General features: G+C 50.2%; 12 protein-coding genes. 5 read left to right on the top strand and 7 right to left on the bottom strand.

The window, feature by feature from the left end; genetic code table 11:
- Positions 1-166 precede the first annotated feature (166 nt).
- From AC55FS_RS03820 to AC55FS_RS03810, 3 genes are all read left to right on the top strand, one after another.
- The gene (locus tag AC55FS_RS03820) at positions 167-2,560 is read left to right on the top strand and encodes a fatty acid cis/trans isomerase (protein ID WP_496934747.1); all 2,394 of its coding nucleotides are present in this window, start codon (positions 167-169) and stop codon (positions 2,558-2,560) included.
- A gap of 107 nt (positions 2,561-2,667) precedes the next feature.
- Positions 2,668-3,189 (top strand): GNAT family N-acetyltransferase, encoded by a 522-nt coding sequence (locus AC55FS_RS03815; RefSeq protein ID WP_496934746.1) that lies wholly within the window; start codon positions 2,668-2,670, stop codon positions 3,187-3,189.
- A gap of 45 nt (positions 3,190-3,234) precedes the next feature.
- Complete coding sequence (locus AC55FS_RS03810; protein ID WP_496934745.1) at positions 3,235-3,789, top strand: GNAT family N-acetyltransferase; 555 nt, start codon at positions 3,235-3,237, stop codon at positions 3,787-3,789.
- Between the two features lie 164 nt (positions 3,790-3,953).
- Here AC55FS_RS03810 and AC55FS_RS03805 read toward each other — a convergent pair whose 3' ends face one another.
- The gene (locus tag AC55FS_RS03805; RefSeq protein WP_496934744.1) at positions 3,954-4,601 is read right to left on the bottom strand and encodes a glutathione S-transferase N-terminal domain-containing protein; all 648 of its coding nucleotides are present in this window, start codon (positions 4,599-4,601) and stop codon (positions 3,954-3,956) included.
- Positions 4,602-4,656: 55 nt separating this feature from the next.
- Here AC55FS_RS03805 and AC55FS_RS03800 point away from each other — a divergent pair, with 55 nt between their 5' ends.
- Entirely contained in the window at positions 4,657-5,070 is a 414-nt protein-coding gene (locus AC55FS_RS03800) for a GFA family protein (RefSeq protein ID WP_496934743.1), read from the top strand.
- 56 nt (positions 5,071-5,126) lie between these two features.
- On the opposite strand, the gene AC55FS_RS03795 is transcribed toward AC55FS_RS03800, so the two are convergent.
- From AC55FS_RS03795 to AC55FS_RS03785, 3 genes are all read right to left on the bottom strand, one after another.
- Positions 5,127-7,931 carry an ExeM/NucH family extracellular endonuclease gene (locus AC55FS_RS03795; RefSeq protein ID WP_496934742.1) on the bottom strand — a complete coding sequence of 935 codons (2,805 nt, stop codon included), beginning with the start codon at positions 7,929-7,931 and terminating at the stop codon, positions 5,127-5,129.
- Positions 7,932-8,103: 172 nt separating this feature from the next.
- Positions 8,104-8,886, bottom strand: a complete 783-nt coding sequence (locus tag AC55FS_RS03790) for a substrate-binding periplasmic protein (protein WP_496934741.1) — start codon at positions 8,884-8,886, stop codon at positions 8,104-8,106.
- 42 nt (positions 8,887-8,928) lie between these two features.
- The gene (locus tag AC55FS_RS03785) at positions 8,929-10,314 is read right to left on the bottom strand and encodes a flavin monoamine oxidase family protein (protein ID WP_496934740.1); all 1,386 of its coding nucleotides are present in this window, start codon (positions 10,312-10,314) and stop codon (positions 8,929-8,931) included.
- 259 nt (positions 10,315-10,573) lie between these two features.
- On the opposite strand from AC55FS_RS03785, the gene AC55FS_RS03780 reads away from it, so the two are divergent.
- Complete coding sequence (locus AC55FS_RS03780; protein WP_496934739.1) at positions 10,574-11,329, top strand: TSUP family transporter; 756 nt, start codon at positions 10,574-10,576, stop codon at positions 11,327-11,329.
- Here the strand turns inward: AC55FS_RS03780 and AC55FS_RS03775 are convergent.
- The 3 genes from AC55FS_RS03775 to AC55FS_RS03765 form a co-directional block, all read right to left on the bottom strand.
- Positions 11,326-11,793, bottom strand: coding sequence for a GNAT family N-acetyltransferase (locus tag AC55FS_RS03775; protein ID WP_496934738.1), 468 nt, complete (start codon positions 11,791-11,793; stop codon positions 11,326-11,328). The two genes, AC55FS_RS03780 and AC55FS_RS03775, sit on opposite strands and share 4 nt — an antisense overlap.
- A 10-nt stretch (positions 11,794-11,803) precedes the next feature.
- The gene (locus AC55FS_RS03770; protein WP_496934737.1) at positions 11,804-12,691 is read right to left on the bottom strand and encodes a sulfurtransferase; all 888 of its coding nucleotides are present in this window, start codon (positions 12,689-12,691) and stop codon (positions 11,804-11,806) included.
- A gap of 94 nt (positions 12,692-12,785) precedes the next feature.
- Entirely contained in the window at positions 12,786-13,007 is a 222-nt protein-coding gene (locus AC55FS_RS03765; protein WP_496934736.1) for a VF530 family protein, read from the bottom strand.
- Positions 13,008-13,043: the final 36 nt, after the last annotated feature.

Genomic DNA, 13,043 nt, shown 5'->3' with positions numbered 1-13,043 from the left:
ACTCATCCACGCAATACCCTAGTGCCATCTAATATTCCGGCAGCAAACACTGTTCCAGACGAAGATATGGCTTTGCTCTATGATGGCGGGCCTGCTTCAATTGATAGGCACCGCGCTGCTTGCTGTACTGCCTTCCTGTTGTTAACAATCAGTCTTAGGGTTTGCTATGAGCCATTCTATTACACGTTTCTGGCCTTTGTGGCTGATATTATTGACCGGCTGCGCCAGTGTGGCACTGCAAAGCTACGACGCTGATTTGCTCTTTGGACAGTCCGTCACCGTTGAACGCCGTGCGCCGTTTCATTCTGAACAAGCACGTTATTTTAGAGAGCAGGTTAAGCCGATTCTCGATCAACGCTGCGTAGTCTGCCATGCCTGTAATGATGCTCCTTGCCAGCTCAAGCTCACCTCAGCGGAAGGCATCATGCGCGGCGCCAATGCCAATAAAGTCTACAACGGCACCCGCCTGATCGCCGCCGATCTTACCCGCCTAGGCATTGATGCCCAAACGACCGAACAATGGCGGCAAAAAGGCTTTCATCCAATACTCAATGAGCGCACCCAAACACCTGCCATTAACTTACAGAATTCGCTTATGTACCAGGTATTGGCACTCAAGCGCACTACGCCAGAACATCGCTCAATATTATTGGACGACGATGACTACGATCTAGATTTAAACCGTGAGCAAAGCTGCCCCAGCAGAGAGCAGTTTGAGCAATACGCCGAGCAGCATTCTCACTGGGGCATGCCGTATGGTCTGCCTGCCATTAGCAATGAGCACTACAACACCCTAGTCAACTGGATACGTGCAGGTGCTGCCATGTCACAAGGGCCAGAACTGCCCGATAACATTCAAAACCAGATTCAGTTGTGGGAAGACTACCTCAATGGTGACAGCTTAAAGCAGCAACTCGCTAGTCGTTATATGTATGAACATTTGTTTTTGGCTAACCTGTATTTTTCTAATGAGCCGCTGTTTCGTGGCATAGAGCCCACATCACGCCCTCAACACTTTTTTAAGCTGGTACGCTCTTACACACCACCGGGTTTTCCGATTGATGTGGTCGCCACACGCCGCCCCTACGATGATCCAGGGGTGAAACGTATTTATTATCGTTTACAGGAGGTTCAGGAAACCATTGTTGCCAAAACTCATATGCCCTATCGCCTTAATAGCGAGCGTATGCAGTGGATGAAGTCCTTATTTAATAAGCCCGATTATCAGGTGACCTCCTTGCCTGGCTACGATACCGACACCTCAGCTAACCCCTTTATCGCCTTTCATGATCTGCCCGTGACATCACGTTATCGGTTTATGTTAGAAGAAGCTGAGTTTATTATTCGTGGCTTTATTAAAGGCCCGGTCTGTCGCGGCCAAGTAGCACTGAATGTGATAGACGATCATTTCTGGGTCGCTTTTATCGATCCTGATGCATTGGAAACAGCACAATTAGCCGACTTCTTAAGTCAGCAAAGTGGCAACTTACGCCTTCCAGGGGAGGCTGAGAGCAATACTGGCGCACTGACTAACTGGCTCACCTACTCCAAACTGCACAGCAACTATTTAGAAGCCAAAAATAAACGCATGCTGGAGTATTTCCCCAATGGTCAGAAGCTTGATTTAAGTCTCATCTGGGATGGCGATGGCCATAACCCTAATGCCGCGCTCACCATTATGCGACACTTCGATAGTTCATCAGTCGAAAAAGGATTTATTGGCCAACCAACCAAAACCGCTTGGGTTATCGGCTACACCTTATTGGAACGTATCCACTATTTGCTAGTGGCCGAGTTTGATGTGTACGGCAACATTGGCCACCAGCTAATGACTCGCTTATACATGGACTTTTTACGCATGGAAGGTGAGCAGAATTTCCTCGCCTTTTTACCGCAAAAGACTCGAGTCGAACTGGCTGAATACTGGTACCGTGATGCTGGTGATGAGGTCGATGACTATCTTCTAAACTATGAACATCAGACCTTAACGGATCCGGCAATTACCTACCAGAGCAATCAACCTAAAACCGAGTTGTATGCATTGTTGAAACAGCATCTTGCTAGTGCTCTATCAGATAATTTCGAGCTATCCAGTCATATCTCGCCACACCAATTGGCCACTGTCTTGCCAATTAATCGTATTCAAGGGCAGGCCGCCACCCTTATGCCAGAAATATCCTATTTATTGGTTGAGCGTGTCATGCGTGATCCACAGGTATTTACTTTATTGCGAGCCAGTGGTCACAGCAACCTGACCGGGCTATTGTACGAACAGGGCAATCGTTTACCAGAGGAAGATTATCTCACTATAGTCCCTGGTATTTTAGGAACCTATCCCGCCGCTATTTACCGGGTACCCGAGTATCATTTGAGTGAGTTCGTCAATGATATTAGGTCGTTGTCGTCGGAGTCTGACTATTACGATTTTGCCAGTCAATATGCTCTGCGCAGAACCGATCACAGATTTTGGCATTACAGCGACACCCTGCATCAGTGGTTTCGAAAAAATAGTCCTCTGAATTATGGTATATTGGACTACGCACGATTGGAAAATCGTTAGCTCATAGCACACCAAAGACAACGGTGGTCGTTATTCACCGTTGTCATTTGATACTTTTCTGATTGGTCCCTCTCCATTGACAGACACACTGTTATTAGATTTTTGAGATGTTTGCACCCTATAATCCCAGTGCTCAGCGACAGCAATACCGCTATCGCATCACCCCAGTAGAACCCCAACATCTGCCAGCCATCGCCGAATTATTTGAACAGCGTGAAGGCCATGCGATTGCCATTGAAGCAGTAGAGCGTAGTCTGTTAGCAGATAACGTTATTGTCTTTGTCGCTATGCAACAACAACAGCTACTCGGTTATGGCAAGGCCACCCATTTTAATGGCCAGGCGTATTCTCCTCAGGGCTGGTACTTATCAGGGCTGATCGTCAATCCTGATTATCGCCGTGCCGGCATTGCTCACGAGCTAACACGACAAAGATTGAACGCGTTGAGCCAGCATACGGATACTGTGTATTATTTTGCCAATGTTAATAACCAGGCATCGATTGACTTGCATGCCAAGTTTGGCTTTGAGCTACTGAAGGATGATTTCTGCTTTCCTGGCGTTACCTTTAACCAAGGTCGCGGGCAATTGTTTGGCATAAAACTGAATACAACCTCTGCCAGTCAATAACCGACGGTTTAACACACCCTATAAAATCAAACGAATGAAAATCCCATGAATGTATTAAACAAGGTCTATCACAACGTTTGTATCCGACCGCTTCAAGCATCGGACGGAGATAGCCTTTATCATCACTATTTAGGCCAGCAAGAATTGGCTTTTTATCTGGCACGTCAACCACACAAGAGCCTTGAACAAAGCCAAGATTTTATACATCGTTGTATCGAAAGCTATCAGCAATCGAACCCAAGCATGCAAGTTTTTGCAATAACAGAACCAGACAGCAACACTGCTTTTGGCATGTTAACGCTGATTTTTAATCATGATCATGCCGAGATTCACTTTGGCATCTCAGCGCAATATTCAGGCCTTGGTATTTGCACCCAGGTATGCCGCGCAGGCGTAGAGTATCTAATGGCGTTGGGCATCCAGGATATACGTACTCAGCTACACGTTGATCATATTGCCAGCCGCAGAGTGCTGGAAAAAAATGGTTTTATCTGTACTGGAGTGTTGCGCGAATTTCTGTGCTTTCCCGCAACGGGCGAGCAGCTTCAGGATTGTCTCGATATGCGGCGGGTTCATGATGAATCTAGCCACGATCTGTAGGCGCTATCAGCACGGCATCACAAAACAATATGGCCTCCTAAGAGGCCACAAGCATATTTTCAATAGCGGTAACGGATAAAGCTTGTTATGAACTTCTGAGCCTATACAAGCAACAACAAGACTGATTGTGAAGGTTGGTTTAATTACCGCTAATCGACAACCATTTACTCCGATACGCTCTGCAGAGGAGGTACCTGCCCCATGGTTAGCCAACGACGTCCTTCCGCCAAGGCCTGCTGCAGCAGTGACCATTCAATCAATGATTTTTGATAATTGGCCGCTACGCCATTCAGGGTAATTCCGTAGGATTCCAACCGATACGCCATAATGGCAAACATCACATCAACAGCACCCGGCTCAGAGAACATAAAGCGTCCCTTGGCGCGGCCAAATATACGCTCAATACGATGCAGTTCATCATCCAGTTCAGGTGAACGTTTGGTCAGCGGTGCTATGGGTTTCACTGAAAAGCCGCATTGACTGCGCAGGTTGATAAATCCGGCATGCACTTCGGCACACAAGCTTCGTGCCAGCGCCCTTTCCATGGTTGATTTGGGATACAAGGCACCGTCATACAACTCGTTCAGGTATTCAATAATGGCCATTGAGTCATGAATCGCACCATGCTGTGTCTTTAACACAGGAACTAAGCCGCTCTGTGACAGGCGCATAAGTTTTGAGTGATGGCCAGGAGCGCTCAAATCGACCACTTCGACAGTGGCTGGCTGTTTCAATAATTGCAGGCACATCCAGGCTCTAAGGGACCAGGTGGATTCCGTGCCTGCAATCAGTGTCATTTCAGTTTGGGTCATGGTTGAATACTCCGTGCGTCATAACCAGCATAGCTAATTGAGTAAGGAAACCACCATGAGCACCTCACTTTCTTGCCTTTGTGGCCAAGCCACACTTGAAGTCACTAACGATATTAAAGAAGTCGGCGTCTGTCATTGTAGTATGTGTCGCCGCTGGGGCGGTGGCCCGTTACTGGCAGTGCATATCGGCACAGATGTTACGGTCAAAGGAACGATTAGCCGTTACCAGTCCTCCGACTGGGCCAATCGTGGCTTTTGCAGCCACTGCGGCAGCCATTTGTTTTATCAACTCAATGAAAGCCAGGAATATGTGGTTCCAGCCGGCCTGTTTGCTAAGGACCCTGGCTTTACCATGACATCACAAATCTATATTGATCAAAAACCGCCCTACTACGACTTTGCCAATGAAACACCGCGCCTGACCGAAGCAGAGTTTCTTGCCAGCTTGGGCGTAGAACTGCCGCAATAAGCGTAGCTGTCGAGAAGATCTAACAAGGCGTGCCATTCGGCACGCCCCTCACAGCATCAATCCCAGAGAGATGCCCACCAGTCTTTTAACCAGTTCCACCAACGCTGCCAGGGTGACTGTCTGCCATCCTGCAAGGTGACACTGGCGTCCACGCTGGCCTGGCCATCTGTCACGCTAAAACTCAAGGTCGCCGGCAGCGAATCTAACTGATCGGCGCTCAGTTGCAGATTTAACTGGCCGTTATCCTGCAATAGCGCACCGCTAAACTCGCTATCTAAAGAAAAGTTCAGCACATCGCCATCGGCGTCGCTGAAGTACTGGGCCAAATCGACCTGGTACAAGTTATCCGCCAGCTCAATTTCAACATCGGCAATCACGGCCGTTTGCTCAGGTGCCTGGTTGTTATTATCGAACGCCAGCCCGACAACGATTGGGTCGTGATCAGATGAACGGTAGGCATCCGGATCCGCGTAGTTATCCACAGAGTCGAATTTCTGGCCATTGGCTTCGGTCAGATAGTCCACCATAGGCGCTTCTACCGAGTTGATATGCCAAGCGTCGACACTGACCACATAAGGCCGCAGCGCGTCAGTAGCCAAGGCATGGTCCAAGCTGCCTAAGAAGCCGCTAAAGCTGTATGAATAGGGCTTAGCCTCGCTGTTGGCTTCGGTGTACTTCAAGTTGCTAAAGCCGCCTTGATAAAACACCTGCATCGGATCTTCCTGGCTATAGGCGTTTAAATCCCCTAACAGTATCAGCGCATCCGATTGCGTTCCGGTGGGCTTATCGGCGAGGAATTGCACCAATGCCTGGGCAGCTTTGGTGCGCGTTAGGTTACAGTTGCCCACGCCATTTTCACCTTCACCCGGCTCGTTACAGGCTGACCCTTTGGATTTCAGGTGATTCACCGATACGGTAAATTCGTTGTCCTGGTAGCGGAATGTCTGGATTAATGACGGCCGGTTCTTAGCATCGATAAACAACGGCTGACCTTGCTCATCCAGCGGTGAGTTGCTGCTGTCCAGTACCACGGTTGAGCCTACCGGAGCAACTTTAGCCGCTCGATACAACAAGCCGACGGCAATGGCATCACCACCTAGCTGATCACGGCCCGGATTGATATAGCTATATTCATCGCCCGCCGCTTGCTGGGCATTGAGCGATTCGACCAAGCTGGCAATGGCACTGTTGGATCCATAACCATCGTTTTCAATTTCCATCAGGCCGATAATATCGGCATTCATCGCATCCAAGGCAGCCACGATTTTGGCGCTTTGCATTTCAAACGCCGCCAAAGTAGGAGCGCCACGAGATGTCGGGAAACCACCGCCCTGCCCATCGCCATTAAAGAAGTTGAGCACGTTCATGCCGGCGATCACTAGCTCAGCATCAATGGCCACTTGTGGCATAGCGCTGCGCTCAGCCACCGGGTCGATAACGATATGCTCAGGAATCACGCTGTATTGATTGCGGTATTCATGCAGCACACCGGTAAAGCTCGGTACCTGGTAACCAATCCGCATTGGATTGCTGGCCGAAAAACCACTGTCATCCGGGAAAGGAATAAACTCAGGGTAAGACTTAGACACGCCATCATCGACCAACAGCACATCCATCGGACGCGCAGCTGCTAAGGCTTTGGCTTTATCACTGCCCGGCAACGCCACTTCCGTTGGCTGATAGTGTAGACGTGACGACAGTACAAACTGGCCGTAGTTACCAAAGCCATAGCCACTGCCAAACAAATCACTCACCACCAAGTTTTGCTGGCTGCGAATGCGCATACCTTCCAGCGCTTCCCACTGCGCCAAATCGCTAACGGGCAAGGTCACAACTTGTGCTGCAGGCAATGACTGATTGCTGCCACAGACCACCAGTTCAGAGACATTTTTTAGCTGGGTAATCTGGTTAAATTCATCCACCTGAGCCTTTAACCGAACGCGATCACCTACCGCTACCTTTGAGCGGAAATCGTACACAAACACGCCTTCTGAGGTCATGTCATCGGCGTCGTATTCTTGCTCCGCTTGTTGCAGCCAATAACCACTGTATTGCTGGGATGCATCACCATTGGCCAATGTGCCGCCTTGCAGGTCAGTGGTAACGATGGCTTCAACCACCACAGTGTTACCGGCCAGCGGGCTGGCGTCATTATTCGCATCTTCAATGCGGCCCTGAATACGGCTGATCAATTGATATTGAGCATGAGTTGTATCGCCACAAGCACCTAGACCCGGCTGCGGATCTGGGTCTACCGCACCACAGTCGTTGGCAGCACCCGCTGTCGGTGCACTTTGCTGATAGCCGTCGGTATTACGTGCAACCCCGGCGCCACAGCGCTGATTAGAGTGAGCATCTTTATTACCGCTGCCGGCCTCGTCCACCTGAGGCTGATTGGCATTTAATAACGTTAATAAGCCCGTGGCCGTGCTGTCGCTGGTGCCGTATACCAAGGCATCGACAATACCGGCATTATCGACTGGCGTATTGACTGGAAAATCCGCTGCTGGGCGTTGATATAAGGCCACTGCATCGGCGCCATTTTGAATCAGATTGGTATCAGCACCGATGTCCAGATCGCAGCCTGTCACCTTAGAAGGATCACCGCAAAGCACAAAAAAACCCTGCTCGTTGGTGCGATAGCCGCTGAGATCAACGCTCAGATAACTTTGATTGCCACTGCCGTTATAGAGCACCAGGCTGTGCCCATCGAGTGATTGAGAACCTAAGCCGCCGTCATAGAGTTCGATAAATTCGGCGCTATCCGTGCCAGCCTGATCGGCATCGACTTCATTTATTATGATTTGTGCGTGTGCAGCGCTGGTCATTAACAGTGCCAGGCTGAGTGTTGTCCGTTTCATCCCTTTCCCCTAAAAAAATCGTGCGCGGGGAGGGTGCCGGGTAATTATGTCAGTTTTAAGTCGAATTGCCGACAATGCCCACAATAGAGTGAGATGGTCTCGACAATCTGAGCCACGGCTAAAAAAAAGGCATAAAAAAAGCGCCTCGGTTGAGGCGCTTGCTTGAAGCGGGTTATTGCTGGTCGATCAATCGCTGCACATTAGCTGGGATTTCGCCCACCCCCCATTTTGCATACAGCGCCTGCAATTTACCCGACTTCACCAGTTCTGGAATACGACGGTTATACACTTCTAACAAGTGGTTGGATAAATCAGTATCGGCAAAGCCAACATAAACATCTGTGCCTTCAGGCATATCGTGCATTTCAAACTTTTCAATGCCCTGGCCCGCTTCCTGTAACGCCATGGCCACCTCATCCCACTCATCAATCAGCATGTCGAGCTGACCTTGCAGCAGCAAATCCACACCGTCAGCCGTGTCACGGAATTCACGCAACGTGAAATCACGCTGATCTTCCGGAATCAACTCGTAGTCTTTGATCCAACCCACGGTGCGATTGCTGAAGGTCGCCTGCCCTTGCCATTCGATGCCCTTGCCAACGGGGTATAAGACCGCCAAACGCTCGACATCGATGGCGTAATCCGGAAAGCGCAGTGGCTCTTCGGTATCTAGGTATTCACCGACAATGGCGTTGTAGACTGGGTATTTAGTGACCATCTTCATCGCCCGGTTCCAGGGCACAATGGCATATTTAAGGCGAATGCCTTCCGGCTCGTACACTTCGCGCAGTAAATCCCAATACAATCCGGTACCGTCCTTGTTGGTGAAATCTGGCCACTCCGGGGCCACGATATTAATCACTTTAATGTGCTGGGCAGTAAAATCAGCCGACGGGGCTTCACTGTGAGCCTGCACAGTCATGAAAAACGCCGCCAGCAGCAGAACGATACGCATGATGGTCTCCGGGTTACGGCGCTAGGCGCCTTAGTTTCGAGTTTAGAGTGGATATTGCTGAGCTGCACGCTGACCCGAGCGGATAGCACCTTCCAGGTAACCGACGTAACGATCAGCAGTGTGCTCACCAGCCCAGATTAAACGGCCCAGCGGCTTGCGAAATGCCTGCCAAAAGCGCGTCACGTCACCTGGTCCATAGGCGCTATAACCGCCTTGTTGCCAAGGCTGGCGCAACCAAGCTTGGGTTTCACCGTGCAAGAATAAGGCGTCGGCACCTGGATACACCTGTGCCACCTGATCACGCGCTGCGTTAATCAATTCAGCTTCGGTTTTAAAACGATCGCCATCGGCAAAACGGCCCGAGGTATACACGGTCAGGATGCCGGCTTCGCCTGCTTGCTGATCGGTAGCTTCCCAGGTCCAACCTAGGGGTAAATCAGCCACGGTATCGCCGTTTAATTTAGCGTCGAGCCAAAAACGTTTTTTGTATTGCAGCATCACTTTGGTGTGACTGCCGTACGACAACGCCTGAGCGTTATCCAACGGCGCAGGCAGCGCTGGATTAAAGCGAATCTGATGTAAAACCTTGGCTGGTACCGTGACAATGGCGTAATCGGCGCTGAAAACTTTACCGGCGGCGATAACATCCACGCCATGTTCATTCAGACGGACTTCCGTCACCGCATGATCCAGCAAGATAGGTTTTTTAAGCTGCACCGCCAATGCGTGAGCCAGGCGCACATTGCCGCCAGCGATGCGATACACCTCAACCTGCTCGTCTTCGACGTCTTCGTAGACCTTGGCTTGATGCGCCAGGAATAATAGTGACATCTCAGATGGCTCGGCGTATTCACCGCGAATATGATGCTCAGCCAGCACTCGGGCTTTGGGTGCCAAATTCAAGCCATCTAACCACTGGGCAACAGATTGCTGATCCAGCTCTTTGGCTTTGGGTGACTGATCCAGTTTGGCAGGGTCAGGTACATATTCAGCTAATGCAGCCAACTCTTCCCAGAAGCGATCGTAATCGGCCATAGCTTTGGCACCGATAAGGTTTTCCAGCTCCGACTCAGGTACTCGCTTGCCATCAATAAAGTAAGCCGTGTCATAGTCGTAGCCAACCTCTTCCAACGACAGGCCAAACTTCTTCATATAGCCATGCACTTCGGTATGCACTTCAGCATCATCGAGCAGTTCGCCGCCCGCTTCAGCGTATTGCCATTGATCAAAAGCGTTATAGAGGGTATGAACACGGCCGCCAATGCGTTGTTGGGCTTCCAGCACGGTGACATCAACACCACGCTGCTCCAGTTCATACGCAGCAGATAAGCCTGACAGCCCCGCCCCAATGACGATGGCTGACGGAGATTCATCAGCTTGGCTGATGCCGCTCAGGCACAGAGAGAGCAATAAACCCAGTTTCTTCATGTCCATTTCCCAGTACAGTAAAGTAACAACGCTAGCGGACAGAGACCCAGACTAAAATGCCCTGCCAAGAAAAACTGTCCCAACCAGCCGTTGGCAAGCGCGTCACCATAGCTCAAATGCGACCATTTATCATCAATGGCAAACCGTGCGCACTATTGATAAATAAATAAGTATGACTACTGACTGATGATTGCGCAATTTTGCGTCATTATAGGCAATGATCGCCAACCCCCTCTACCCAAACCACAAGGAGGCCCCATTGGAGCTTGCTGTTGAAGCTTTATTGTTATTGTCTGTGGTCGCTCTGGCGGCCGGTTTTATTGATGCTGTTGCCGGCGGTGGTGGCTTGCTCACTATTCCTGCTCTGATGGCGGTCGGAGTACCGCCGGTCGGCGCTATTGCAACCAATAAGCTGCAAGCCTGCTTTGGTAGTTTTTCCGCGACTCGTTTTTTTCTGCGCCAAGGCCTGATTTCTTTGCGTCAACAATGGCCCGCGATGACCTGCGCGGCCATTGGCGCTGTAGTCGGTGCCTGGCTGATTCAGCAAATCAATAGCGACTGGCTGACCACGGCCATGCCCTTTGCCATGATGCTGATCGCTGTGTACCTCATTATTGCTCCCCAAGCCAAAACTGAAGATCAGCCACCACGTATGAGCCGCAAGGCGTTTAATGCCAGCGTCGTGACCAGCATTGGTGTATACGATGGTGGCTTTGGCCCAGGCACAGGCACATTTTTTACCCTAAGCCATGCCACCGCCCGTGGACTTAGCCTGGTTAATGCCACGGCAAACGCTAAGTTGCTCAATTTCACCACCAATATCGTTTCATTGGCGGTCTTTATTGTAGGCGGCCAAATATTGTGGACGGCGGGCTTATGCATGGCTGTCGGTCAGGCCATAGGCGCACGACTGGGTGCCGCAGCAGCGATGAAACAAGGCGCCAATTTTATTCGCTGGATGACGGTAGGCGTGTGTATTGCTACCAGCATCTACCTGCTATTAAAAAACAGTTAAGTGCTGCTGGGCTCCACTGGCTTTGCCATATTGAGCCCAGTAATGTGAAATCCTAACTGCTGATACAGCGCTAATGCACGGCGATTATGATACGCGACCCGTAACTTAATTTGCCTAACGCCGAGCTTGGCCATGCCTTGCTCCAGCGCCTCAAGGGCGCTGCGGCCATAGCCCAAACTGCGATAGTCAGGCGCTATATAAAAATCACATATAAATGTGCTTTGCTGCTCAGCACAGGTGTTGTGCCACAAATAGCCAACTCGTTGCTGGTTACCGTCAAGCAATGCGTCTATGCACAATAAATTCTGATCGCTGGGCAATGGCCCTTGCGGAAAGCTTTTATCAAGATCCGCTTGCGCCACAGCACGGCCATGCTGCAGCGAATGGCCATAGTTGTCGGCAATTTCACGGCCATAATCTTCAACAAAATAGTCGCAAAAAGCAGCAAATTCATCTGCCCGCATCGGCCTTATACTAATCCCGGAATTGTTCTCCATGTTCACCTACGGCAATGGGTAAATCGGCATTGGCGCCCCATTCTGCCCAGGAGCCATCGTATAAACATACAGACTGATAACCAGCCAAGATTGCCGCCAACAATACGATGCAGGCAGTAATGCCTGAGCCGCAGGAAAACACCAGTTGATTAGCTGACCTAGGCAACAGCTGGGTGAACAGTTCGCGTAACTGCGACTCAGATAAATAGCCCTGATCGGTCAAAACATCGGCAAAGGGCAAATTATAAGAACCAGGAATATGACCACTTCGAACGCCAGCTCTAGGCTCGGCGGCCTGGCCCAAAAATCGAGCGCGCGAACGTACATCGATAATAGCGCTGCTGTTGTCTTGCATAAATGCCAACACCTGCTCACAGCCACACAGCTGGTCCGTTTGAAGATCAGCCACGACATTTCCTGGCTGGCTAAGTGTCACAGGCTCGTTAACCACCTGTCGGCCTTGGGCTAACCATTGCGGTAGACCGCCATCCAAAACAAACACCTGATCAAAGCCCATAGTGTTAAAAATCCACCAAGCACGAGGGGCTGAATAAATGCCTTGGTTGTCGTAGATCACCACCAGACTATCTTGGTTAATACCGAGTGAACGCGCCACGCGCTGATAAATTTCGACACTCGGAAAAGCATGCGCCTGGGTTGAATCGGTATCACACAATGCCTGTTCCAAATCCAGCATCTGAGCGCCAGGAATATAGCAGGGCTGCTCATATAGCACCGGCTCTCGACCAATCACGGTTTTCATACTGGCATCGAGCAGCACCAGGTTTGACTGACCCAGTCTATCTGCCAGCCAGTGACAATCGACCAGCGGAGAAGTGCTGGCAAAGGCGTTGCTTTCCGTCATATTCCGTTACTCCTGAAAGTGCGATATTCGTTTGAATGCCTTGCTCGTTAAGCAACAACAGGCGTTAGCGAAGCCTGCCGCAGTAACTCACCTGTCATTGACAAAACGTGCTGATATACAGTGCTTCCACCTTATCCCTAGCCCACTGAGTTTTACGCAGAAATTTCAATGAAGATTTGATGGATGGGTTGCTATGAAAGCAATTGATATGGATTCTCTCATCCAGCCCTTGCCAGCCATAGTGCTCTTGCAGACGCACCAGAATCTTTTCTAAGGTCAAACCATGCAAAGGGTTATTGGGCTGCTCTTGGCTCATCTAGGTACCATCCTAACACACGTTAATTACAGCTTT

This window comes from Bacterioplanes sp. CLAM21, assembly GCF_059641015.1.
Note: the sequence above shows the minus strand (reverse complement) of the source record. Positions and strands in the feature narration are given on the sequence as shown.

What these genes read in the sequence shown, in the direction of transcription:
- AC55FS_RS03820 (WP_496934747.1), top strand. Translation starts at nt 167, where the DNA reads ATGAGCCATTCTATTACACGTTTCTGGCCTTTGTGGCTGATATTATTG.
- AC55FS_RS03815 (WP_496934746.1), top strand. Translation starts at nt 2,668, where the DNA reads ATGTTTGCACCCTATAATCCCAGTGCTCAGCGACAGCAATACCGCTAT.
- AC55FS_RS03810 (WP_496934745.1), top strand. Translation starts at nt 3,235, where the DNA reads ATGAATGTATTAAACAAGGTCTATCACAACGTTTGTATCCGACCGCTT.
- AC55FS_RS03805 (WP_496934744.1), bottom strand. Translation starts at nt 4,601, where the DNA reads ATGACCCAAACTGAAATGACACTGATTGCAGGCACGGAATCCACCTGG.
- AC55FS_RS03800 (WP_496934743.1), top strand. Translation starts at nt 4,657, where the DNA reads ATGAGCACCTCACTTTCTTGCCTTTGTGGCCAAGCCACACTTGAAGTC.
- AC55FS_RS03795 (WP_496934742.1), bottom strand. Translation starts at nt 7,931, where the DNA reads ATGAAACGGACAACACTCAGCCTGGCACTGTTAATGACCAGCGCTGCA.
- AC55FS_RS03790 (WP_496934741.1), bottom strand. Translation starts at nt 8,886, where the DNA reads ATGCGTATCGTTCTGCTGCTGGCGGCGTTTTTCATGACTGTGCAGGCT.
- AC55FS_RS03785 (WP_496934740.1), bottom strand. Translation starts at nt 10,314, where the DNA reads ATGAAGAAACTGGGTTTATTGCTCTCTCTGTGCCTGAGCGGCATCAGC.
- AC55FS_RS03775 (WP_496934738.1), bottom strand. Translation starts at nt 11,793, where the DNA reads ATGCGGGCAGATGAATTTGCTGCTTTTTGCGACTATTTTGTTGAAGAT.
- AC55FS_RS03770 (WP_496934737.1), bottom strand. Translation starts at nt 12,691, where the DNA reads ATGACGGAAAGCAACGCCTTTGCCAGCACTTCTCCGCTGGTCGATTGT.
- AC55FS_RS03765 (WP_496934736.1), bottom strand. Translation starts at nt 13,007, where the DNA reads ATGAGCCAAGAGCAGCCCAATAACCCTTTGCATGGTTTGACCTTAGAA.